Origin of the sequence: Rhizobium cerradonense (genome assembly GCF_030182455.1) — a bacterium.
Lineage (GTDB): Bacteria > Pseudomonadota > Alphaproteobacteria > Rhizobiales > Rhizobiaceae > Rhizobium.
The window spans coordinates 33,161-56,220 of sequence record NZ_JAQJCK010000002.1 but is presented as its reverse complement, the minus strand read 5'-3'; the positions used below and the strand labels follow the sequence as shown (position 1 = coordinate 56,220).

23 protein-coding genes and 1 tRNA gene are annotated in these 23,060 nt (G+C 60.0%); 16 read left to right on the top strand and 8 right to left on the bottom strand.

Translation table 11 applies throughout. From position 1 onward, the window contains the following. Nucleotides 1-100: 100 nt before the first annotated feature. A complete protein-coding gene (locus PH547_RS04465) occupies nt 101-223 on the top strand; it encodes a hypothetical protein (protein WP_260303136.1) in 123 nt (40 codons plus the stop codon). Nucleotides 224-364: 141 nt separating this feature from the next. Here PH547_RS04465 and PH547_RS04460 read toward each other — a convergent pair whose 3' ends face one another. After that, nucleotides 365-1,222 carry a LysR family transcriptional regulator gene (locus tag PH547_RS04460; RefSeq protein ID WP_283047368.1) on the bottom strand — a complete coding sequence of 286 codons (858 nt, stop codon included), beginning with the start codon at nt 1,220-1,222 and terminating at the stop codon, nt 365-367. Nucleotides 1,223-1,327: 105 nt separating this feature from the next. Here PH547_RS04460 and PH547_RS04455 point away from each other — a divergent pair, with 105 nt between their 5' ends. After that, nucleotides 1,328-2,362 carry a bile acid:sodium symporter family protein gene (locus PH547_RS04455; protein WP_285167595.1) on the top strand — a complete coding sequence of 345 codons (1,035 nt, stop codon included), beginning with the start codon at nt 1,328-1,330 and terminating at the stop codon, nt 2,360-2,362. A gap of 107 nt (nt 2,363-2,469) precedes the next feature. Here PH547_RS04455 and PH547_RS04450 read toward each other — a convergent pair whose 3' ends face one another. Next, a complete protein-coding gene (locus tag PH547_RS04450) occupies nt 2,470-2,934 on the bottom strand; it encodes an Hsp20 family protein (RefSeq protein WP_104824263.1) in 465 nt (154 codons plus the stop codon). A gap of 353 nt (nt 2,935-3,287) precedes the next feature. Further along, entirely contained in the window at nt 3,288-3,704 is a 417-nt protein-coding gene (locus PH547_RS04445; RefSeq protein ID WP_283047371.1) for a DUF2000 domain-containing protein, read from the bottom strand. Nucleotides 3,705-3,835: 131 nt separating this feature from the next. Here PH547_RS04445 and PH547_RS04440 point away from each other — a divergent pair, with 131 nt between their 5' ends. The 3 genes from PH547_RS04440 to PH547_RS04430 all read left to right on the top strand — a co-directional run bounded on the left by PH547_RS04440 (nt 3,836) and on the right by PH547_RS04430 (nt 6,599). Beyond that, complete coding sequence (locus tag PH547_RS04440) at nt 3,836-4,315, top strand: Lrp/AsnC family transcriptional regulator (protein WP_285167591.1); 480 nt, start codon at nt 3,836-3,838, stop codon at nt 4,313-4,315. Nucleotides 4,316-4,445: 130 nt separating this feature from the next. Then, nucleotides 4,446-5,513: a cyclic nucleotide-gated ion channel gene (locus PH547_RS04435; protein WP_285167590.1), complete on the top strand. Its 1,068-nt coding sequence runs from the start codon at nt 4,446-4,448 to the stop codon at nt 5,511-5,513. Between the two features lie 147 nt (nt 5,514-5,660). After that, entirely contained in the window at nt 5,661-6,599 is a 939-nt protein-coding gene (locus tag PH547_RS04430; RefSeq protein ID WP_285167884.1) for a LysR family transcriptional regulator, read from the top strand. Here the strand turns inward: PH547_RS04430 and PH547_RS04425 are convergent. After that, nucleotides 6,550-7,284 carry an SDR family oxidoreductase gene (locus PH547_RS04425; RefSeq protein ID WP_104824267.1) on the bottom strand — a complete coding sequence of 245 codons (735 nt, stop codon included), beginning with the start codon at nt 7,282-7,284 and terminating at the stop codon, nt 6,550-6,552. The genes PH547_RS04430 and PH547_RS04425 overlap by 50 nt on opposite strands. A 192-nt stretch (nt 7,285-7,476) precedes the next feature. Between PH547_RS04425 and PH547_RS04420 the strand changes: the two genes are divergently transcribed. Next, complete coding sequence (locus tag PH547_RS04420; protein WP_104825204.1) at nt 7,477-8,451, top strand: alpha/beta fold hydrolase; 975 nt, start codon at nt 7,477-7,479, stop codon at nt 8,449-8,451. A gap of 29 nt (nt 8,452-8,480) precedes the next feature. Here the strand turns inward: PH547_RS04420 and hisN are convergent, their stop codons facing one another. Then, complete coding sequence (gene hisN / locus PH547_RS04415; RefSeq protein WP_104824268.1) at nt 8,481-9,254, bottom strand: histidinol-phosphatase; 774 nt, start codon at nt 9,252-9,254, stop codon at nt 8,481-8,483. 551 nt (nt 9,255-9,805) lie between these two features. After that, nucleotides 9,806-10,690, bottom strand: a complete 885-nt coding sequence (locus tag PH547_RS04410; RefSeq protein ID WP_104825205.1) for an N-formylglutamate amidohydrolase — start codon at nt 10,688-10,690, stop codon at nt 9,806-9,808. 288 nt (nt 10,691-10,978) lie between these two features. On the opposite strand from PH547_RS04410, the gene cpdR1 reads away from it, so the two are divergent. The 4 genes from cpdR1 to PH547_RS04390 all read left to right on the top strand — a co-directional run bounded on the left by cpdR1 (nt 10,979) and on the right by PH547_RS04390 (nt 12,158). After that, nucleotides 10,979-11,341, top strand: coding sequence for a response regulator CpdR1 (gene cpdR1 / locus PH547_RS04405; RefSeq protein ID WP_004117561.1), 363 nt, complete (start codon nt 10,979-10,981; stop codon nt 11,339-11,341). A gap of 84 nt (nt 11,342-11,425) precedes the next feature. Beyond that, a tRNA-Val gene (locus PH547_RS04400) sits at nt 11,426-11,500 on the top strand. 192 nt (nt 11,501-11,692) lie between these two features. Next, entirely contained in the window at nt 11,693-11,908 is a 216-nt protein-coding gene (locus PH547_RS04395; RefSeq protein ID WP_104824269.1) for a hypothetical protein, read from the top strand. Between the two features lie 34 nt (nt 11,909-11,942). Continuing rightward, on the top strand, nt 11,943-12,158 hold the full coding sequence (locus PH547_RS04390; protein ID WP_104824270.1) for a hypothetical protein: 216 nt from the start codon (nt 11,943-11,945) through the stop codon (nt 12,156-12,158). Nucleotides 12,159-12,254: 96 nt separating this feature from the next. Here PH547_RS04390 and PH547_RS04385 read toward each other — a convergent pair whose 3' ends face one another. Then, nucleotides 12,255-12,563: a hypothetical protein gene (locus PH547_RS04385; protein ID WP_283047382.1), complete on the bottom strand. Its 309-nt coding sequence runs from the start codon at nt 12,561-12,563 to the stop codon at nt 12,255-12,257. A 217-nt stretch (nt 12,564-12,780) separates the two neighbouring features. On the opposite strand from PH547_RS04385, the gene PH547_RS04380 reads away from it, so the two are divergent. Both PH547_RS04380 and PH547_RS04375 read left to right on the top strand, forming a co-directional pair. Continuing rightward, entirely contained in the window at nt 12,781-13,011 is a 231-nt protein-coding gene (locus tag PH547_RS04380) for a hypothetical protein (protein ID WP_104824271.1), read from the top strand. Nucleotides 13,012-13,102: 91 nt separating this feature from the next. Continuing rightward, on the top strand, nt 13,103-13,573 hold the full coding sequence (locus PH547_RS04375; RefSeq protein WP_104824272.1) for a hypothetical protein: 471 nt from the start codon (nt 13,103-13,105) through the stop codon (nt 13,571-13,573). A gap of 60 nt (nt 13,574-13,633) precedes the next feature. Here the strand turns inward: PH547_RS04375 and PH547_RS04370 are convergent, their stop codons facing one another. Next, on the bottom strand, nt 13,634-13,879 hold the full coding sequence (locus tag PH547_RS04370; RefSeq protein ID WP_104824273.1) for a hypothetical protein: 246 nt from the start codon (nt 13,877-13,879) through the stop codon (nt 13,634-13,636). A gap of 425 nt (nt 13,880-14,304) precedes the next feature. Here PH547_RS04370 and PH547_RS04365 point away from each other — a divergent pair, with 425 nt between their 5' ends. From PH547_RS04365 to PH547_RS04350, 4 genes are all read left to right on the top strand, one after another. Then, a complete protein-coding gene (locus PH547_RS04365; RefSeq protein WP_285167588.1) occupies nt 14,305-15,402 on the top strand; it encodes a DUF475 domain-containing protein in 1,098 nt (365 codons plus the stop codon). A 291-nt stretch (nt 15,403-15,693) separates the two neighbouring features. Then, the gene (locus PH547_RS04360; RefSeq protein ID WP_285167587.1) at nt 15,694-17,121 is read left to right on the top strand and encodes a mannose-1-phosphate guanylyltransferase/mannose-6-phosphate isomerase; all 1,428 of its coding nucleotides are present in this window, start codon (nt 15,694-15,696) and stop codon (nt 17,119-17,121) included. A gap of 180 nt (nt 17,122-17,301) precedes the next feature. After that, nucleotides 17,302-20,622: a transglutaminase family protein gene (locus PH547_RS04355; RefSeq protein ID WP_285167585.1), complete on the top strand. Its 3,321-nt coding sequence runs from the start codon at nt 17,302-17,304 to the stop codon at nt 20,620-20,622. Nucleotides 20,623-20,638: 16 nt separating this feature from the next. Next, a complete protein-coding gene (locus PH547_RS04350; RefSeq protein WP_285167883.1) occupies nt 20,639-23,056 on the top strand; it encodes a circularly permuted type 2 ATP-grasp protein in 2,418 nt (805 codons plus the stop codon). Nucleotides 23,057-23,060 lie beyond the last annotated feature (4 nt).

Sequence of the window (23,060 nt, the reverse complement as noted above, 5' to 3'; positions counted from 1 at the left end):
GCGCTCAGCACCTCATTTGGAGGTTAAATTCTCACTTGGGTGCATGAACAGTGCGGAATGTGAAACGTCTTGGCCCGATTGGCCTGGCATATGGCGGGTTATGACCGTCATCGCCATCACGCAGGCGACCAGCCCGCAAATAAACATCGCACCATATTTCATCGGGCTGATTTTCCTCGACTCAGCTCGTTTAGTTGGCTTCAAGGGTACCAACGAAAACTGACATGAACCTGAATAGGTGAATCAAAAAGGTAGGACACGCGGAAGGCGTGTCGGAAGCCGGCGAAGGAACTTCAGCGAAGTTCAGAATATTATCCATATGATTCTAAATATTTTTTATGGATGGCATCGCCGCTCTGATACGTCAGATGGATCTCAGCCCTCTCACCTTCGCCAGAATATCCTCCGACAAGGCGCTGACCAGCAACTGATCCGCTCCCTTGCGTGGCACCAACACGAATTCGACGTCCTCCAGCATCGGCAGCCAACCGGGCGCAATTTCCGACAGTCCTGTTGGCGCCATGCTGCGGGGCTGAACGAGGACGCCCATGCCGGCACGCGCCGCCGCCGTCAGGCCGCTGAGGCTGCCGCAGGTACAGACGATGCGCCAGGGCACCTGTTGACGGCGCAGCGCCTCAAGCGCTACGGCCCGGGTAACGCTTGGGGCGGGAAAGGCGATCAGCGGTAAAGGCGCCGCGAGCTTGCGAATGCGCTCCGGATCGCGCGCCAGCCAGACCAGCGGCTCACGATAGACGAGCCTCCCCCTGGCGTCGCCGAGGCGGCGCTTGGCAAGAACGAGGTCGAGGTCGCCATTGTCCTGCATTTCATAGAGCGTGCCGCTGAGCGCGACCGTCAATTCGAGATCGACGGAAGGATGCGAGCGAACGAATTCTTCCAGCACATCCGGCAACTGGCTGGTGACGAAATCCTCGGAGACACCGAGCCGCAGGGTGCCGCGCAGACTATTGCCGGCAAAGAGCTGCTGCACCTCCCCCTCGATCGACAGCATCTGCCGGGCATGGCCGAGCAGCGCCTCGCCGTCGCCCGTCAACACCACTCGATGCGTGTCGCGGGCCAGAAGCTTGCGGCCAAGCGTAGTTTCCAGCCGCTGGATATGCTGGCTGACCGTGGACTGGCCGAGGCCAAGCCGCTCGGCCGCGAGCGTGAAGCTGCCCATCTGCTCGACGGCAACGAAGCTGCGCAATTGCGTGAGATCAAGCATGGCACTCATCCTGAATCACGATAACTGTTATTCCTTGCATCGCGGATCACGATAGGTCTATGTGCTAGAACTAATCTTACGGAATTGCAAATCGGGGTTGGCATCATGCGCCGCTTTCTTCCAGACACCTTCACCATGCTGCTCGTGCTCACCGTGCTGACGGCATCCTTCTTCCCCGTGCAGGGTACGAGCGCCAGCTACTTCGGCACCGCCACCAATTTTGCCATCGGCCTGCTGTTCTTCCTGCACGGCGCGCGCCTGTCGCGGGATGTGGTCATCGCCGGCCTGCTGCATTGGCGGCTGCACCTGGTCATCCTGCTGACAACCTTTGGCATTTTCCCGCTTCTGGCTCTCGCCATGGGCGTGCTGGTGCCAGCCATCCTGCCGCAGGCACTTTACACCGGCATCCTGTTCCTCAGCGTGCTGCCCTCAACGGTGCAGTCCTCGATCGCCTTCACCTCGATTGCCGGCGGCAATGTGCCGGCCGCGATCTGCGCCGCGTCGGCCTCCAATATTTTCGGCATGTTCCTGACGCCCCTGCTCGTCGGCGTGCTCTTCTCCGTCGGCGGCCATGGCGGTGGATTCTCCTGGGACGTGCTGGAGCAGATCATGCTGCAACTGCTCGCGCCCTTCATCGCCGGCCAGGTCCTGCAGCCCTGGATCGGCAATTGGATACGCTCGAAGAAGACGATCCTGATGCCGGTCGACCGTGGCTCGATCCTGATGGTCGTCTATTCGGCCTTCAGCGAGGCCGTCGTCGAAGGCCTGTGGCATACCTTCTCGCTCGTCGATATCGCTACAGTCATCGTCGCCAACATCGTGCTTCTGGCGCTGGTGCTCTGCATCACCATGTTCGGCAGTCGCGCGCTCGGCTTCTCCCGCGCCGACGAGATCACCATCACCTTCTGCGGTTCGAAAAAATCGCTTGCGAGCGGCGTTCCGATGGCCAACGTCATCTTCGCCGGCCAGGGCATCGGCGCCATTGTCCTGCCACTGATGCTGTTTCACCAAATCCAGTTGATGGCCTGCGCCGTCATCGCCCAAAAATATGCGGATGCCGCCAAGAGGCGAGAAGCGGCCAAGGCCGAAGCCCAGGCGGGCGTGGCCTCCAAGGCGAACGGAGCCCCGAACGCCGCGTGAGGACCATTCCAGCCACGATCAAATACAAAAGGCGGCGCCCCAACGGAGCGCCGCCTTGCTTTTGTGACCTTGGGAGGATCGGTCTTTGGTCTATTGATTGAAGGCCGTTAGTTGATACGGGCCTCGATTGCCTTCGGGGTCTCGACCGGCTCGGCGGCGATGGAGATACGGCGGGGCTTCATGGCTTCCGGAATGTTGCGCAATAGATCGATGTGCAGCAGACCATTCTTCAGCGAAGCCGCCTGGACCTCGACATGATCAGCGAGCTGGAAGCGGCGCTCGAAGGCGCGCTTGGCGATACCGCGATAGAGATATTCGCTGGCCTCAGCCGGCTCCTCGCTCTTTTCACCCTTGACCTGGAGAACATGGGCATGAGCCTCGATGCTCAGTTCCTTTTCATCGAAACCGGCAACGGCCATGGTGATGCGATAGGTGTTCTCACCGGTACGCTCGATGTTGTAGGGCGGATAGGTCTGGGCCTGATCCGGCTGCGCAAGGCTGTCGAGCATGGTGAAGAGGCGGTCGAAACCGACGGTGGAACGATAAAGGGGAGAGAAATCTACGTGACGCATGGTGTCCTCCTGTGAGCGACGATTGCGATTCGGTTGTGCCCCATGACCCCGCTCTGGGCGGTCTCGGGACGGTTATGCGAGCCCTTTTGGCACCCGCAGAATGGAGATGGTGATCGCTTTTCGGGAGTTCAAGACCCCTGAGGACATCTCCCGAATTTCAGACATAACGCGGCGTGAACCGCAGATGAACGGCCGGTTCGGCACCCGTTCAGGCTGGCGGGACTACCAATGGAACCATCGGATACATTCACTGTCCGATGACTGAAGTGTATCGTCCCTTCTTCTTCAGTCCTTGCTAGGCCGGCGACGCGGATCTCTCTATCTCCGCAAGCCGGCCCTTTTCTTTCCTTCCGTCAGCGCAACAGCTTCAGCGAGCCCGTCAGCGATTTCACCCATTTCGATGGACCCGCTATCCCCAGACCGTCGATCGCTTCCATCTGGAGGTCGCGGACGGGAAACGTTGCCTCATACTCCCTGTAATCGTGCAGCGAGCGTGCAAAGGCCGGAAAGGCGACGACCGCCCGTTCGCCCTGCGGCGGCAAAGCCTTCAGCAGCAGCGACCGGATGGTGTCGGCATCCGCCTGCAGCATTGGAACCGGCATGTTCGAACTGATGTCGATGGCCCGCCCTTCGCTATCGATCAATTGCTGCGCCGCAAGCGTAGGAAATCGCGCCCCCAGCCCGATCGCGATGGCGCTGGCGGTATTGGCGATCAGCCCAAGCGGCAGATCCGGATTGATGACGATGGCGAGGCGGATATCGGGAAGCATGGGAAACCTGTTGCTGGTGTCGATGTTCCCAAAAGAATATCCTGGGCGTCGCGGAGATTCTTACCTTTTATTGCCAATACTTGGCTATATATGGCAGACTCTACCCATATCGACCCATAATAAGGCGACATATGCCCTCCGCACTTGAATCGATCGACCTCAGAATCCTCGAAGCACTCCAGAAGGACGGACGCCTGACCAATCAGGCACTTTCGTCCGAAGTCGGGCTCTCCACCTCCCCATGCTGGCGGCGCGTGCGTCAATTGGAAGAAACAGGGGTCATCCAGGGCTATACGGCAACCCTCGACAGGCGCCAGATCGGCCTCGGCGTCCTGGCTTTCATCAGGGTGAAGATCGACAGCCACAGCGAGGCCGAAGCCGAAGAATTCTCGCGCGACGTCCTGAAGCTGAGCGAAGTCGTGGCATGCTACAGCATCGCCGGAGACTCGGATTTCCTGCTGCAGGTCGTTGCCGCGGACCTCGACAGCTACGCGGATTTCGCGATGGCGGCCGTTCGCCGATTGCCCCGTATCAAGGAAATGCAGACGACGTTCGTGCTCAAGGAAATCAAGCCCTTCAAGGGCTTTCCGCTGGATGTCGGGCAGCGATAACGGCCCAAGACGAATTTGCTCGTTCACTGGTCAACACTTGGCTGCTGCACATGCCTCAACAGCCCTTTACGTTTGGGCCGAAGGCATCCTATGCTTAGGTGAGTGGCAGGCCGGTCGGGGAGGTTGTTGAATGTCGGCACTCCCTTTCTCGAAGATTTCTGAGCCGCTGAGCGCGCTGCTTGCTGCAATCGGTCTCGTGACCGTGGCTGCGCTCACGATGCCGGACATCGCCGGACAGACTAGGCTCATTCTGGAAGTCCTGCTTGCCGGCATCTGGGCTGCCTATGTCCTGCAATTGATCGAAACGCTGATCGTGCGCCGGACAAAAAAAGTTCGCGACAAGGGGCCGGAAATAGTCGTCGATGTGCTCGCCGTTCTCATCCCCATGGCTGCGTTCCTGTTCGTCGGCGGCCGCGACCAAAGCCTCTATTGTGCCATCTGGCTGCTGAAACCCCTGCGCGGTTCGAACTTCTTTCGACTGTTGGGTAGGGTCCTCACTAAAGAAGCGCCCAATCTGATCGGCGTCACCTCGATCTTCGGCATCGTTCTGTTCGGCGCGGCACTCGCAGCCTATGTCATCGAGCGCGACGTCCAGCCCGACAAGTTCGGCAGCATACCCCTGGCGATGTGGTGGGCGGTAGTGACCTTATCGACCACCGGCTATGGCGACGAGATTCCGCAAAGCTTCGCCGGACGCGTTCTCGCCGGGCTGGTCATGATGAGCGGCATCGGCATCTTTGCCCTATGGGCCGGCATCCTCGCCACCGGTTTCTACGAAGAAGTCCGCCGCCAGGACTTCGTGCGCAATTGGCAGTTGGTTGCGGCCGTGCCGCTGTTCCAAAAACTTGGTTCTGCCGCACTGATCGAGATCGTACGGGCGCTGAGGCCGCGCGTCGTACCGGCGGGCACCGTAATCTGCCGCAAGGGCGACACGGGCGACCAGATGTTTTTCATCGTCGAAGGCCGCGTCAGCGTCGCGACACCACATCCGGTGGAGCTCGGCTCTGGCAGCTTCTTCGGCGAGATGGCGCTGATCAGCGGCGAACCCCGCTCGGCAACCGTCAGCGCAGTCACCGAAGTCTCGCTCCTCTCGCTCTATTCCGCCGACTTCCAGATGCTGTCCAGCAGCAGCCCGGAGATCGCCGACATCATCCGCAAAACCGCACTCGAGCGCCGCGGTACAACACCGAAGCCTTGAGGGCGGCGGCGATGGCCCTGCCCCGTTGACCTTCTATATGACCATTCCGTAATCTGTTGGCGGTGACAAAATCGATATCGTTGCGTCGCCTCCGCGCTGCCTCCTCATTTGGTGGCGCTTGTTCTGATCCCACTTCGGCACGGCTCAATGCATCCGAGACTACTCAAGACATTCCTGGCGGTTGCCCGAAATCGGAATTTCACTCGTGCGGCCGAGGAGGTGAATCTCGCGCAATCGAGCGTGAGCGATCAAATCCAGTCGCTCGAAACCGAACTGGGCACTAAGCTCTTTATTCGGTTGAGATCGGGCTTGGAACTCACGGCAGCGGGCGAAGCACTGAGACCCTATGCCGAAGAAATTCTGATGATGGCGGACGAGGCGCGTGCGGCCGTCGAGGCAGCCTCGGGGCGCACCGCGGGAACGGTGACGATCGGCGCACTGGAGACGATTGCTTCCGTGAGGCTTCCGCAATGGCTGGCGGCTTTTCAAAGCAATCATCCTGATGTCAATCTGCAGCTGAAAGTTGCAGGCAGCGGCGATCTATTGCGGAAGGTCGAAGACGGCGAGATCGATGTCGCCTTCTGTTTTGACAAGGACGGTCTCGATGAACGCCTGGCGAAGCGGATGATATCGGCGGAGCCATTGGTTCTTATCGCGCCTCCTGGGCAGGAATCCTTATCGAAAGGAGGCGATTTGGCTGCGCTTGCTTCTACGAGCTTCGTCGCAACCGAGGCCGGTTGCATCTATCGACACCTGTTCGACAAGGTCTTCGACGAGGCTGGGATAGCGGCACCGAAACTCGCCGCCGAAGTCGGCAGCATCGGTACAATTGCCCGGCTCGTGGCAGCCGGTACAGGGATGAGCCTGGTTCCGCGGCTTGCGGTCGCCGACGCCCTCGATCGCGGCGAAATCAACGAGCTGCCCTGGCCCGGCCCAACCCGGACAGCGTCGCTTGTGATGATTTGGCGGCGCAGGCGTGTTCAGCCCCCAGCCTTGAAATTGTTGCTGGCAGCCGAAAGCAACGGTTTCGTACCCGCTAAACCAACCGGTGCCCGCCCTCGACATGCAGTATCGTTCCCGTTGTGAAAGCATTGCCCATCAGGAAACTGATGGCGTCGGCGATATCTTCCGGTTGTCCTACGCGCCCAACCGGCAGCCGTTTTGCCATGGCGTTCAGCGTCTCGTCCTTCTTGTCGCCGGCAACGAGCGTCCAGATCGGTGTGTCGACCCAGCCGGGCGAAACGGCATTCACACGGATTGGCGCCAACTCGACCGCGAGCGCCCGGACCAGCCCTTCCAAGCCCGCATTGACGGCGGCAACAACCGACCCTCGCGCCGCTGGACGATAGGCCGCGATACCGGATGTGAAGGTGATGGAGCCAGTTGGAGAGAGTGCTGGCGCGCCATATTTCGCCAGCAATAGCGGTCCGTAGAATTTGCTTTCCACAACCTTTTGCGCAGCTTTGAGATCCAGCGAGGGCAGCAGCTCATAAGCACCTTCGATATCGGCGGCTGTGCTCACGATATGGTCGAGCCGACCGACCCGCTCGAATAGATCGGCAACCTGGCCTTCCTGCGTGATATCGGTCGCGATCGTGGAAAGTGCCGGATTTTGGAATTCCGCGCCGGTGCGCTTCAGTTTGTCCGCGTTCCGCCCAACGATGATGACCTCGGCACCGACGGCGAGCGAGCGTTTCGCCAGCGCCAAGCCCATTCCAGAGCTGCCGCCAACAATAAGAATTCTTGAATTCACGATTTCAGCAATTGCCATGTCTTTCATTCCCATACGGATGACCACGGCCGAGAACTCGCAGAGACGCGCAAGGAGGGGAAACGGAGAAAAACGATAGTGCTATCGGAGACGCAGATGGAGGCATACCGCCGCCAACAAAGCAGTTGCAATTCCCTACACCTGCGTTATCCCCTTGAGGAGGACATCCCTTCAGCGGGGCGCGACATCGTCATGGATTCGATCCTCTATTCCACTCCAGACAATCCGGTGCCGGAAAACCGCACCGAGGGGTTCTTCGAGTCATTTGACGGGCGAAAGCTGCGCTACGTCGTCTTCCGCTGCGAGCAGCCGGTCGCCAAGGGCACCGTGGTGCTGATGCAGGGTCGCAACGAGTTCATCGAGAAATATTTCGAAACGATCCGCGACTTGACCAAAAAGGGTCTCTGGGTCGCAACCTTCGATCTGCGCGGCCAAGGCGGCTCCGAGCGGCTGTTGAAGGACCCGCTGCGCGGACATGTCAGACGCTTCTCGGACTATGAGCGTGACCTGACCGCCTTTCTCGACAAGATCGTGCTGCCGGATACGCGCCTGCCGTTCTTCCTGCTGGCGCACTCGACCGGTGGACTGATCGCATTGTCGGCGGCGCCGCGGCTTGCGACCCGGATCGAGCGCATGGTGCTGTCGGCGCCCTTCGTTGGCCTCACCGGCCACGGCGTCTCGCCCGGCCTCATCCGCTCTCTCTCCGGCATAGTCTGCGCTCTTGGTCTTGGCCGGATGCAGTTCAGCAAAACTATCAAGGAAAAGCCGTTTCCGGAAAATCCGTTGACGACGGACGAGCTGCGTTATCGGCGCAATATCGCCATCGCAACGGCCTACCCGCAGCTCACCTTGGGACCGCCGACGGCGCGCTGGCTGCTGGAAGCATTCCGCGCGATCGATCGCGTCAACACGCCCGAACATCTCTTTTCCATCACCATTCCGACCGTGTTGATCGCGCCGACCCGCGACGGCGTCGTGCCCTATGCCGACCAGGAACGATTGTCGCGCTATTTCCGCGCAGCGCAGCTCGTGCCTATTCACGGCGCCAAACACGAGATTCTTCAGGAGCGGGACGTCTATCGCAACGCCGCCCTCGCCGCCATCAACGCCTTCATCCCCGGCAGCGATGCCGAGGCGAATACGGATATGGCGGGAGTGGGGATTTAGAGCGGGATCGCGAACCCGAAAACGTATAGCTAGCGCGACAGGATCGCCATTGCCTGATCATAGACCGCGCGGCTGCCGGCGGCGATGATCGTGCCGCCCTTTTCCGGCCGACCGCCGTCCCAGGTGGTGATGATGCCGCCCGCCTGCTCGATGACGGGGATAATGCCGCCGACATCGTAGGGCTTCAGCGAATTTTCGATGACGAGATCGACGTGACCGGCGGCGAGCAGCGCATAGGCATAGCAATCCGTGCCGTAGCGGAACAGGCGCACCTGGCTCTCAATCTCGCGATATTTTGCCAACTCCTTGCCGACGAAAAGATGCGGCGAAGTGGTGAAGAGAATGGCATTCGACAGGCTGCCGCAATCACGAACCAGCAGCCGCCTTTCGCCTTCCGGGCCGGAATAGGTCGAGCCGTTGCCGTCGGCGAAATAGCGCTCGCCCGTAAACGGCTGGTCGATCATGCCCATGACGGCGCGTCCGTTTTTCTGCAGGCCGATCAGCGTCCCCCAGACAGGCACACCGGAAATGAAGGCCCGGGTACCATCGATCGGATCGATCACCCAGACATGTTCCCTATCCAGACCGACATCGCCGTGCTCTTCGCCCAGGATGCCGTGGTCGGGAAACTCCGCCTCGATCAAGGTGCGAATCGCCACTTCGGCGGCGCGGTCGCCCTCGGTTACCGGGTCGAACCCCTGAGCCTCCTTGTTAACCACGTCGACGCCGGCGCGAAAGCGCGGCAGGGTCTCAGCCTTGGCCGCCTCGGCCAGACGATAGAAGAAGGCACGATCAGGAAGCATGGTCGATCCGGATAAATGACGGGACGGGCGAAGTCATAGCGCATAAACGCGGCGAAGCAAACCAAATGCCGTTGCGAGAGGCGGATTGCCCGGAGATCAGGCAGAAATCCAGCGATTGCCTAAATATTTTGCACCGCAATAATCTGCTTGACATTTGTGCAATGCAACAGCAATATCCCCTTACAGTCTTCTGACTGTAAATACCCTCCTTGGGTGTTTCCTCCCTAGACTTAGCCGCGCCACAAGCGCGGTTCTTTTTTGTCCGGCCTATTTGTTTCATGGGAATGGCGCGGCAGATGCGCTCGATCTCAGCCTTGGCGGGCGAGAAAGCAATTTCATTGGTTTAGGAATTGCGATACCGGACGCGCTGCATATTCAACAGCCTAGCGCAATTTCTAAGCCATTGAAATTGCCAGAGCGGGGGTCCGTTTCTTGCTGACTCTATTCAGAGACTAAGCGCGCCCTGACCTACCCCCTCTCTTGCAAAATCAGCACTTAGCTAAAGCTAAATGCTGATTTTGCTTTCTCGCCCGCAAGGGGCGAGATACCCCCTACTCCGCCGCCAGCGCCGGATCGCCTGCGTAGGATTCCACATGCTCGGCCATGCGCTTCATGAACAGGGTGATGGCTGCGGCGACGGCACCAAAATCCGACCGTTTCTCCAGCGTCGTTTCATCGACGTAGAGCGAGCGGTTAACCTCGATCTGCAGGGCATGAAGTCCACGGGAGGGGCGGCCATAATGCTCGGTGATGAAGCCGCCGGCATAGGGCTTGTTGCGCACGGCGTTAAAGCCGAGCTCGTCGAGAATCTGCATGGCGGCGCGCGACAGGTCCGCCGAGGCGCTCGTTCCGTAGCGGTCGCCAAGGATGAAATCGGGTCGCACATTGCTGCCGGCGATGCGGATATTGCCCGGCATGGAATGGCAGTCGACCAGAACGCCGAAGCCGAATTTGACATGGGTGCGGGCAATCAACCGGCGCAGCGTCGCATGGTAAGGCTTGTAGATCGTATCGATGCGCCTCAGCGCATCCTCGACCGGCACCCGGCGGGCGTAGATTTCCATGTTTTCGGCAACGATGCGCGGAATGGTGCCGAGACCGCCGGCGACTCGCAGCGAATTGATGTTGGCATAGGGCGGCAACACGCCGTCGAACATACGCGGGTCGAGCTCATAGGGCTCGCGGTTGACATCTATATAGGCGCGCGGGAAATTGGCGAGCAGCAGCGGCGCGCCGAGAGCGCTTGCCGCCGAAAACAGCTCATCGACATAATGATCTTCCGAGCGGCGAATGGCGATGCCCTGCAGGCGGGACTGGGCGATAAAATCCGGTGGATAGATGCGGCCGCTATGGGGCGAGCTGTAGACAAAGGGAATTGTCTGAGAGACGGGCTCCGATACCTCAAAAATCTCGAAATTACGCATTTCTGCGGACATCAACGTCTTTACCATGTCAACAACTTGTCGCAGCATCCATGTTGCCAGTTGCTCGCCCGCAAGTCCATACTAACTTAAGCAAAATGGCCTTATACAAAGGGCCGCTACGGAAATGCCCGAAAGCACGATCCTTAAGACAGCGAAGCGGTCTTGGGAGGCGATTATGCTGCAACGGACGAACGCGAATGGCTTTGTCCTGACCCGACCATTCACCGCTTGTTTACGGCCAACGACTAAGTTGGACGCTGGACAAGTCCAACAAGACAGAAGTTGATTAGCGAACAGATGATGACCCAGAAGATACTCCTTGCCGAAGATGACAACGACATGCGTCGGTTCCTTGTGAAGGCGCTGGAAAAGGCCGGCTACAAGGTCTTGTCCTTTGACAATGGAGCAAGCGCCTACGACCGGCTGCGCGAGGAGCCCTTTTCGCTGCTGCTTACCGACATTGTCATGCCGGAGATGGATGGCATCGAACTGGCGCGCCGCGCCACCGAGCTCGATCCGGATCTGAAGGTGATGTTCATCACCGGCTTCGCCGCTGTCGCGCTGAACCCCGATTCGAAAGCGCCGAAGGATGCCAAGGTACTTTCCAAGCCTTTCCACCTGCGCGAGCTGGTCGACGAAGTCAACAAACTCCTTGCCGCCTAAGGCTTCCGGCGGCAACGTCACAAAACCGAAAAAAAGCCTATTGACGGCTACCAAGGTTTTGTGATCTATGCGCCGCCATCGGATGGGCGTGTAGCTCAGCGGGAGAGCACTACGTTGACATCGTAGGGGTCACAAGTTCGATCCTTGTCACGCCCACCATCCTTTTCAAGGGCTTAGCGAGAAATCGCTGAGCCCTTTTCGCATAAAGGCCCCAAGGTACATCGCACCTCAATAGCGTTCAGAGTTCTGCCACCAGAAGCGCGCATTCCGCTGCTATGCTTGACCTTGGAGAGCGCTTGACTTGCTGATTGGTCGTGTCACCCTCTGAACAGAATAGAATGGATGTCTGCTATGACCCCAGCCCGGTTCACCGAATGCCTTCTGCATATCCGCTGGACGCCGCTCAACCTGGCGAGCGCTCTGCAATGCGACTTGTCTTGGGTGGAAGCGATGGAGGCTGGAAACGCTGAAGTGCCCGAAGGCTTGGCAGCATGGCTTGAAACCCTGGCGCAATGCCATGAGACGGCAGGCATTCCGACGAAGTACCGCGGGCGCGGACACGATTGATTTAGCTGCATCAGCATGACTTATGGAGGATGCAATGGATCTCACCAAGCTTCGAAACAACTATGAGCGCAAAATCGAGGAGCATGAAGAGCAGCTTCGCTCGCTGGAGGATAAGGACATACGCCATTTCCGTCAGGAAGGTGACGGGCCGCTGAAGGAAATAACCGACGAGATCAGGGCGGAATACCAGCGGCATATCGAAACTTACGCGACGCTGATCGCTGAGATTAATGCGATTTTGGGCGCCTGAGGTCGATCGCAGCGCGAGAAGCAAAGACGCCTCTATGAAAAAAGCGCCCTCCCGGTGAGGGAAAGGCGCTTCCGCGTGCGAAAAAGTCTTGACCGTTTAGCGATCCAGGAAATGCTGGAATACCGCCGTGTTCGGATAGGCGTAGGCGCCGCGGTCTATAAAGCTGTGCCGATACAAGCAACTTCTCAATGCCAGGATGTACATGCTGCTGTTGGGATCGGGGGAGCCCCGATACCAGGAGTAGGCTTCGGGTTCACAATAGTGCAGAGCCCTGTCATATCGCGCTAGAAGCACGGGATCGCTATCGGCGCGAATGCCCTGGTATGACTGGTAGTTCGAGGGTGCTTCGCCTGCAGAGACGCAAGCGAGGCTTAATATGGCCCCTAACGCTAACATCATTCTCATTTGCTTTGACCTCTCGCTCATGGCGCATCGAATTCTCGATCGCGAGGGTTGAGGATAATCGTCTTTTCGTTGATATCCAATCACATGCTGATGTCCGACGCTTGAACGCGCCACCGTCGGGCAGGCAGGCATAAGTTTCCCCCGCAAATCGCTTGACTTCCGGTCGCGCCGTCACACTACTGTCACGCTAAAGCATTGATCGTACGGGAGGACGAGAATGGCGATCGTGAAGAAGCAGTTCTATAAAAACCACAAGCCCAACGGCGACGAATATCTGTTCCACCTCGCCCGGGACACCGACAGCGGCGAGGTCTTCGTTATCCGCCAGTCCGACTATCTCGTCGATGGTGGCAGCGAAAAGAAGATGACCCTCTATGAATTCCTGGCCGGCGGCGGCAACCGGCAGAATGCGCTGCTGCAACTGATCGGCACGCTCGTGCCGGAGTGACCGGCGCCTGCCTACGCCGGCACATTAGGGCTTCGGGATTGACTGCCACATTTCGATCGGCAAACTGCGAGGGCTTCGAAAGGACCCATTCATGCGATTCGCAGGCCTTGCTATTGGACTGACAGTGATGACCGTTGCGGCTGACGCCGCTGCACAGAATTTTCCGGCGCCCGGCGCGGTGGTGGTCAGCGGCACCTGTTCCAAGCTCGTCGTGGGCAAGCTCGATGCCTCGAAAGGCTGCAAGGGTGAGATCGCCAGCGTCACGGGGCCGGATGGCTCGGTGACGTTCATCTTTTCATCCGGCGGCAAGATGCTTGGCTTCCAGGGCAACGGCCGCGGTATCAAGCCCGGCGCGACGAAGGGAACCGCGCAATTGCCGATCGAGGTCATCTCCACGGGCGCCGGCAACAAGATGACCGGCCAGGTCGGCGCCAAGGGCACCTGCACCTTCGCCAATCCTTATTCGGGCAAACCCGTCGCCATCGAATGTTCGGCGAAATCGACCGAGCTGAGCTTTGCCGCCAGCTTCCTGTCGAACGGCAAACCGCCGCACGGCAAATAAGCAAAGCCGGCTCCGGGCCATCAGACCCGGAGCCTCAAAAAAATATCCGGCTTCCAGCTTTTATTTTGAGCGGCCTTTGTGTTTCCCGCCATGATTGGCGTCGCCAGGTGCCTCCCGCGACAGGTCCGCGCCGCTGACATGGGCCGGCACATGCACATCTTCATGCGTTGCAGGTTGCAGCGTCAGATCGACGTTGTGCGGCGGCAATACCTGCGCCTGACGAAGGACGTTCGAACGCGTCCGTTTCTGCCGGCTCGGCTCCGGCTTTGCTTCTTTCGGTCTATGATGAATGGGATGGGGGCTCATGAGAGGTCCTCCTTGTCCGCTGCTCTCTATCCGACAATCAATCCGTTTCTGGATTAGTCCTGCAACGGACATCGCCCTGCCCGCCTCAAGCCCAAACGCTCCTCTTTCCCGTTTGGTTCCGGAAATTCCTATCCTGGGGAATGCGGCAGCGTCGAACCGCCGTGCCTCTTGACGGGAACCGCAATTTCACTAACTAATGGTGGTATCTCCGCGCCTTCTGACATCGGCTGCGGATTGAACTTTGGTGCCGGGCCCCTCTGGCGAGAGTTTTAACGGCGCTCTCGCGATGTCGGTACCGCCTGCAGATGAGCCGGCGGATTTCTTTTCATGAATACTCTGACCATGCCTCGCCCGCATGCCCTGTCTGGCATGCGGCCATGCCTTGAGTCCGGACATATCTTCTCCGCTCCCAAGGAGGTGCGTCGATGACGTCGTCCTCCTCCAAATCCACGCTCAGCTATTTCGGTTGGGCCTTTATCGTCACTATCGGCGGTCTCATCCTGGGCGCATTGCTCGGCTGGAACATGACCGGCACCTTGGGCGGCTTGGCAACGGCCTTTTTCATCTGCCTGGTGCTGGCCGTGCTGGAGATATCGCTCTCGTTCGACAACGCCATCGTCAATGCCAACAAGCTAAAAGAGATGACACCGGTCTGGCAGCATCGCTTTCTGACCTGGGGCATCGTCATCGCCGTTTTCGGCATGCGAATCGTCTTTCCGCTGGCGATCGTCGCCATCGCCGCCCATATCAATCCCTGGGAGGCGCTGAAGCTCGCGGCTGCCGAACCGGAGCAATATGCCGCGATCATGCATGACGCGCATCTGCCCATCGCCGCTTTCGGCGGCACCTTCCTGATGATGGTCGGCCTCACCTATTTCTTCGATCGCGAGAAGGATGTGCACTGGATCGCCTTTGTCGAGAAGGCGATGGCGCATTTCGCCACCATCAAGGGCATCGAAATCGCCTTCGTGCTGATCCTCGTCCTAATCTTTTCCTCCCTGCTCGGTGGCGAGGATGCGACCACATTCCTCTATGCCTCCGTCTACGGTCTCCTGACCTTCCTTCTGGTCGAGGTCCTCAGTGGCTTTCTGGATGCCTCGCAAAAGACGATGAGCGCCGCCGCCAGGGGTGGCTTCGGAGCCTTCCTCTATCTGGAAATCCTCGACGCCAGCTTCTCATTCGACGGTGTCATCGGCGCTTTCGCACTCACCCAGAACCTCTTCATCATCGCTATTGGCCTCGGTATCGGCGCCATGTATGTGCGCTCGATGACGGTCATGCTTGTAGAAAAGGGTACGCTCGCCCACTATCGTTACCTTGAGCATGGCGCCTTCTACGCCATCCTGATTCTCTCGGTGATCATGTATGTGCAAACGCTCATGCATATTCCCGAGGTCGTCACCGGCCTCGGCGGCGCGGCTTTGATCGGCGTCTCGCTCTGGTCGTCGATCCGCTACAACAAGCGCAACGGCACTAGGCATGGCCCGGTCGATGAAGAGCCGCGCGACAGAGCCAAAGCCTGACAAGATGATTCCCTGGCGTTGCCGCATAGAAATCGCGGCAACGCCTACATCTTTCGGCGGAAAATCCCACAACACGGATCTGGTCTCTCAACCGAAGCATAACTTTGATTGTTAGAATTTCCTCACTAAGATCGAGGAATGTTCGGAGTTGATGGAAAATTCGCGCTGGCGTTTTCCTGAAAAATATCGCAATGGCGAAAGCCAATTGTTCAAGGGACGCAGGTGGCGATCGCATATGTTGCAGATGTCCGCGAAGCGTTCTTCAGTAAAGTGTGTAGGAGAGAGGCAGATATGGCAGCCAAAATCGTCCCAGTGATCATGGCCGGCGGCAAGGGAACACGGTTATGGCCGCTGTCGCGTGCCTCTGCGCCAAAGCAGTTCATCCAGTTCATCGGCGACAAGACGCTCTTTCAGAGCACTTTGACGCGCGTCTCCGATCCCGAACTTTACGAAGCCCCGATCGTCCTCACCAACGAAGAATTTCGCTTCCTCGTTGCCGAACAGGCGCGTGAACTCGGGCTGAAGCTGGCTGCCGTCCTGCTGGAGCCGGTTGCCCGCAACACGGCTGCCGCCGTTGCCGCCGCCGCCACGCTCGTCAGCGAACTTTTCGGCCAGGACGCCACGATGCACGTCCTCGGATCCGATTACGAGATCGACGCCAACGGCACCTATTTCGACTGCGTTCGAACTGCCCGCGATACCGCGCTGGAAGGCAAGCTCGTGACCTTCGGCATTACACCGACCGAGCCGGCGACCGGCTACGGCTATATCGAGAGCGGCAAGGAGCTTTCGACCGGTGCGCATGCCGTCAAGCGTTTCGTCGAAAAGCCTGCCCTGGAAAAGGCGGAGGCGATGGTCGCCAGCGGCGGGTTCTACTGGAATTCCGGCATGTTCATGTTCTCCGCCGGCCAGCTTCTCGCCGAGATGCACGAATACGCACCGGAAGTCGAAAAGGCCGCCGCCAAGGCCGTTTCCAAGTCGACGCGCGACCTCGATTTCACCCGCCTCGACGCCGAGGCCTTCGTCAAAAGCCCCGATATTTCCATTGACTACGCACTGATGGAAAAGACGGAGAATGCCGCCGTCGTTCCCTCGCCCTTCACCTGGTCGGATCTCGGAAGCTGGGATTCGGTCTGGAAGACCGGCAAGCGCGACGATAACGGCAACGTGGCTGCCGGCGACACGACGCTGATCAACACCAAGAATTCGCTCGTCATGACACATGGCGTTCATCTCGCCGTGCAGGGGATGGAAGACGTCGCCGTCATCGCCAGCGAAGACGCCGTCTATGTCGGCCATCTCAAGGACAGCCAGGAAGTCGGCAAGCTGGTCAAGCTGCTCGCCAGCCAGAAGACGACGGCCAAGCTCACCGAGACGCATCCGACGTCCTATCGCCCATGGGGCGGCTATACCTCGGTCCTGAACGGCGAACGTTTCCAGGTGAAGCGCATCTTCGTTCTGCCCGGCAAGAAGCTGTCGCTGCAGAAACATCATCACCGTTCGGAACACTGGATCGTCGTCAAGGGCACGGCGGAGGTGACAGTCGGCGAGCACGTGCAGATGCTGCGCGAAAACGAGTCGGTCTATATCCCGCTCGGCGAAGTGCACCGCCTTTCCAACCCCGGCAAGATCCTACTGGAACTGATCGAAGTCCAGACGGGCTCCTATCTCGGCGAAGACGACATCATCCGCCTGGTCGATGAGTTCGGCAGAAGCTGAGATTTTCGACGGCATCGATTTCAAAGCGGCGGGCGAAAGCTCGCCGCTTTTATTTTTGACACCCTATGGAACGACCCTGATTGACTGCCGAGACGCCTTGCATTCTTCCGCTGCATTGCACACACTGCCGGCGGGAACAGCAAATGCCGCACAACGTTGCGAGCTAGGCAAAGAGAAAATATGGCGATCAAAGCAAGCATTTATCATCTCACCCATTATAAATACGACAACCCGGTCCGCCTCGGCCCTCAAATCATTCGCCTGAAACCCGCTCCGCATTCCAAGACACGCGTCCTCAGTCATTCGCTGAAGGTGACGCCATCAAATCATTTCGTGAATTTGCAGCAGGACCCCTACGGCAATTATCTCGCCCGCTTCGTCTTTCCCGATCCGGTGACCGAGTTGAAGATCGAGGTCGATCTCGTTGCCGATATGACGGTCTACAATCCCTTCGACTTCTTCGTCGAAGAGGAAGCGACCAAGTGGCCTTTCGACTATCCCGAGACTATCAGCGAAGATCTGTCGATCTATATGAAGCCGGAGGAGCCGGGGCCGCGCCTTGCCGCTTTCCTTTCAACCCTCGACCGCTCCGAACAGCGCACCGTCGACATGATCGTTGGCCTCAATGCGCGGCTGCAGCATGAAATCGGCTACGTCATCCGCCTGGAAACCGGCGTACAAACGCCGGAAGAGACGCTGGAAAAGGCAAAGGGCTCCTGTCGCGATACGAGCTGGCTGCTCGTCCAGATTCTCCGCCATCTCGGCCTCGCTGCACGCTTCGTTTCCGGCTATCTCATTCAGCTCACGCCGGATCTGAAGGCGCTCGATGGACCCTCGGGTACGGAACACGACTTTACCGACCTGCATGCCTGGGCGGAGGTCTATCTTCCCGGCGCCGGCTGGGTGGGTCTCGACCCGACCTCAGGCCTGCTGACCGGCGAGAGCCATATTCCGCTCGCCGCCACACCGCATTACCGCAACGCGGCACCGATCTCTGGCGGTTATTTCGGTGAGGCCAAGACCGAGTTCGATTTCGACATGACGGTTGCCCGCGTTGCCGAGCATCCGCGCATCACCAAGCCCTTCTCCGATGAAAGCTGGGAAGCCCTGAACGCGCTCGGCGAAAAGGTCGACACCATCCTCAGGCAAGACGACGTGCGCCTGACCATGGGCGGCGAGCCGACCTTCGTCTCGATCGACGACTTCCAGTCCGATGAATGGAACACAGCCGCGGTCGGCCCGACCAAGCGCGAAAAGGCCGATAATCTGATCCGCCGCCTGCGCGAACGCTTCGCGCCGAATGGCTTTCTGCATTACGGCCAGGGCAAATGGTATCCCGGCGAAAGCCTGCCTCGCTGGACCTTCTCGCTGTACTGGCGGCGCGACGGCCTGCCGATCTGGTCGAACCCCGACCTGATCGCCAACGAGGGCCGCAACTACAGCGTTACCGAGGACGATGCCGGTCGCCTCCTGACGGCGATCGCCGGCGAGCTCGATATCGAGCCCGACTACGTGGCGCCGGCTTTCGAAGATCCGGCCGAATGGCTGGTCAAGGAAGCGAACCTGCCCGACAATGTCGACCCGTCCAACTCGAAGCTGAAGGATCCGGAGGAACGCTCGCGCATGGCCCGCGTCTTCGAGCGCGGGCTGACGCGACCGACGGGCTATATTCTGCCGATACAGGCCTGGAATGCGCGCGCCAGCGGCCGTCGTTGGGTCAGTGAGAAATGGCGCACCCGCCGCGGCCGCATCTTCCTTATGCCCGGCGACAGCCCGGTCGGCTATCGCCTGCCGCTGAATTCGCTCGGCTGGATACCGGCATCGCAATATCCCTACATCAACTCGATGGACCCGACGATCCCGCGCGAGGCACTGCCGGATTACGGTCGGGACAAGGGCCGGCCGCTGCAAGCCGCCCATTTCCAGCCCTTTGCCGGCCAGCAGCCGACCATGCCGCAATCGATCGACGAGATCGGCGGCTATGTCCGCACCGCGATCTCGGTCGAGCCGCGCGACGGGCGCCTCTGCATCTTCATGCCGCCGACGGTCAGCGTCGAGGATTACCTCGACCTCGTCGCCTCCGCCGAGCGCGCAGCCGCGGCCCTGAACCTGCCTGTTCACATCGAAGGCTATCCGCCACCCCAGGACGAGCGCATCAACGTGATCCGCGTCGCTCCCGATCCCGGCGTGATCGAAGTCAACATTCATCCAGCTTCGAGCTGGCAGGAATGCGTCGATATCACCACTGCGGTCTATGAAGAGGCGCGGCAGACGCGCCTCGGCACCGACAAATTCATGATCGACGGCCGCCATACCGGCACTGGCGGCGGCAACCACGTCGTCGTCGGCGGCGCCAATCCGAACGACAGCCCGTTCCTGCGCCGGCCGGACCTTTTGAAGAGCCTGGTGCTGCATTGGCAGCGCCACCCCTCGCTCTCCTACCTCTTTTCCGGCCTGTTCATCGGCCCGACCAGCCAGGCGCCGCGCATCGACGAGGCGCGTCACGACAGCCTCTACGAACTGGAGATCGCGCTGGCGCAGGTGCCGGCACCCGGTCGCGGCATCCCGCCCCTGCCCTGGCTCGTCGACCGCCTGTTCCGCAATCTTCTGACCGACGTCAGCGGCAACACGCACCGCTCGGAAATCTGCATCGACAAGCTGTTTTCCCCGGATGGACCGACCGGCCGCCTTGGCCTGGTGGAACTCCGTGGCTTCGAAATGCCGCCGAACGCCCGCATGAGCCTTGCCCAGCAATTGCTGGTCCGCGCCCTCATCGCCCGTTTCTGGCGCAATCCGATCGACGGCAAGTTCGTCCGCTGGGGAACAGCGCTGCACGACCGCTTCATGCTGCCGCATCATATCTGGCAGGATTTCCTCGATGTGCTGACGGATCTTCGGGAAAACGGCTTCGACCTTCGTCCCGAATGGTTCCAGGCGCAGCTCGAATTCCGTTTCCCCTTCTGCGGCGAAGTCGAATACGAAGGCAGCAAGCTGGAACTGCGTCAGGCTCTCGAGCCCTGGCATGTCATGGGTGAGGAAGGCGCGATCGGCGGCACCGTCCGTTATGTCGATTCGTCGGTGGAGCGGCTGCAGGTGCGGTTCGAAACCAACAATCCCTCGCGTTATGTCGTCGCCTGCAACGGCCGCGCCGTGCCGCTGACGCCCACGGGCGCGTCGGGCGTCTCCATCGCCGGTGTCCGTTACAAGGCCTGGCATCCGGCCTCGGGCCTGCATCCGGTTCTGCCGATCGACACACCTCTGACCTTCGACATTTATGATACATGGTCGAAGCGTTCGATCGGCGGCTGTATCTATCATGTTGCCCATCCCGGCGGCCGGAACTATGACACCTTCCCTGTCAACGGCAATGAGGCCGAAGCGCGGCGTTTGGCGCGATTCGAACCTTGGGGACATACGGCGGGCGGTTATAATCTGCGCACAGAATCAGTGTCGGGAGAATTTCCGCTGACGCTCGATCTGAGGCGGCCGATAGGAGTTTGAAACGGGCATACGCATGGTGGGGAAGAAACCAGCGACGGAACGGCGGGACGAGGTAAAGGCTGGCATCGGCAACGATCCGGCATTTGCCTATTCCGCCATGCCCGGCATCGCTGACGAGATGGTCGACAATACCGGTGCGGTGCGGCCGGTCTGGCAAAATCTGCTGGCCGCGCTCACCCGCATGCCGGAAAAGGAGCTCCTGGAGCGTTTTGCTCGCGCCGACCGCTATCTGCGCGATGCCGGCGTTTTCTACCGCGCCTATGGAGCGGCAGGTGTCAGCGAACGCAACTGGCCGATCTCGCATATCCCCGTTCTGATCGACGAGCGTGAATGGCAGACGCTGTCGGCCGGCCTGCAGCAACGCGCCGATCTGCTGGAGGAGGTCATCGCCGATATCTATGGCGATAACCGGCTGGTCAACGAAGGCTTGCTGCCGCCGGCGCTGATCGCCGCCAACCCCGAATTCTTGCGGCCGCTCGCCGGTGTCAAACCCGCGAACGGGCACTATCTCCACTTCCTAGCCTTCGAGATCGGCCGTGGTCCGGACGGCAATTGGTGGGTGCTGGCCGACCGCGCCCAGGCTCCGTCGGGTGCCGGTTTCGCGCTGGAGACCCGCGTCGCCACCACGCGCGCTTTCTCCGATATCTATGCAGAGACAAGAGTGCATCGTCTCGCATCCTTCTTCGGCGCCTTCCGCGACGCGTTGCAGGGTGCAAAGCGCGGCACGACCGACCGCATTGCCGTGCTGACGCCAGGCCCCGCCAACGAGACCTATTACGAACACGCCTATATTGCCCGCTACCTCGGCTTCATGCTGCTCGAAGGCGAGGACATTACCGTCGTCAACGATCAACTGATGGTGCGAACGGTCGCGGGCCTGCGACCGATCAGCGTGCTCTGGCGGCGCCTCGATGCATCCTATGCCGACCCGCTGGAGCTCAATCAGCAATCCCATATCGGCACGCCCGGCATGATCGAGGCGCTGAGGGCGCAAACCGTCACCATCGTCAACGCGCTCGGTTCGGGCATTCTGGAAACCCGCGCCCTGCTCGCCTTCATGCCCACCATCTGCCGGCATCTGCGTGGCGAGGACCTGAAGCTGCCGTCGATCGCTACCTGGTGGTGCGGACAGAAGACCGAGCGCGAACATGTCGCCGCGCATATCGAAAAAATGGTGATCGGCCCGGCCTATTCCTGCATGCCCTTCTTCGACGACAATGGCCAGTCAGTGCTAGGCTCGACGCTGCGCACCACCGCCAAGGAATCGATTACCGACTGGCTGCGGACGGACGGCCACAAGCTGGTTGGCCAGGAGGTCGTCACCCTCTCGACGACTCCTGCCTGGGTAAACGGCAAACTGCTACCGCGGCCGATGAGCCTGCGCGTCTTTGCCGCCCGCACCGAAAACGGCTGGCAGATCATGCCGGGCGGCTTTGCCCGTATCGGCAGCGGCGACGATGTTGCCGCCATCGCCATGCAGTCCGGCGGCTCGGCCGCCGATGTCTGGATCGTTTCCGACAAACCGGTTGAGCGCCACACGCTGCTGCCGGCCGAAGAGACCTTCACCCGCAACATGCCCGGCAGCCTGCCGAGCCGCGCCGCTGACAACCTCTTCTGGCTCGGCCGTTATATCGAACGCGCCGAAGGGGCCTTGCGCATCCTGCGCGCCTGGCACGGCCGCTTTGCCGAAGCCGCCGACCCCACTCAGCCGCTGCTTGCCGCTGTCAGCGCCTATCTCGCCGCCGTCGATATCGATACCAAGGAAGCCGTGCCGGAAAGCCTGCTGCGCAATATCGACAGCGCCGTCTATTCCGCCAGCAACATCCGCGACCGCTTCTCGCCGGACGGCTGGCTGGCGCTGAACGATCTCGCCAAGACCGCCCGCCGCTTCAAGGAAAAGGTCAAATCCGGCGACGACGCCAGTCACGCGATGACGATCCTCCTGCGCAAGCTCGCGGGCTTTGCCGGTCTCGTGCATGAAAACATGTATCGTTTCACCGGCTGGCGCTTCCTGTCGCTCGGCCGCTATATCGAGCGCGGACTGCATATGACGCGCCTGCTCGGCTACATGTCCGGCCCGGAGGCGCCCGACGGCGCGCTCGACATGCTGCTCGAAATCGGCGACAGCGTGATGACCCATCGCCGCCGCTACAACGTCAATACCGCTCGGTTGACGGTGACCGATCTGCTGGCGCTCGATCCACTTAACCCGCGCTCGATTCTCTTCCAGATGAACGAAATCCATCGGGAAGTGGAGCAATTGCCGAACGCCTTCGTCAACGGCCAGATGTCGCCCTTCTACCGCGAAGCCATGCGGCTGCATTCGGGCCTGGCCGTTATGACGCCGGAGGCCATGAACGACGAGGTCTACAAAAAGCTGGAACGGGAGCTGGAGCATCTCTCCGATCTCCTGGCCCAGACCTATCTCGGATGATGTG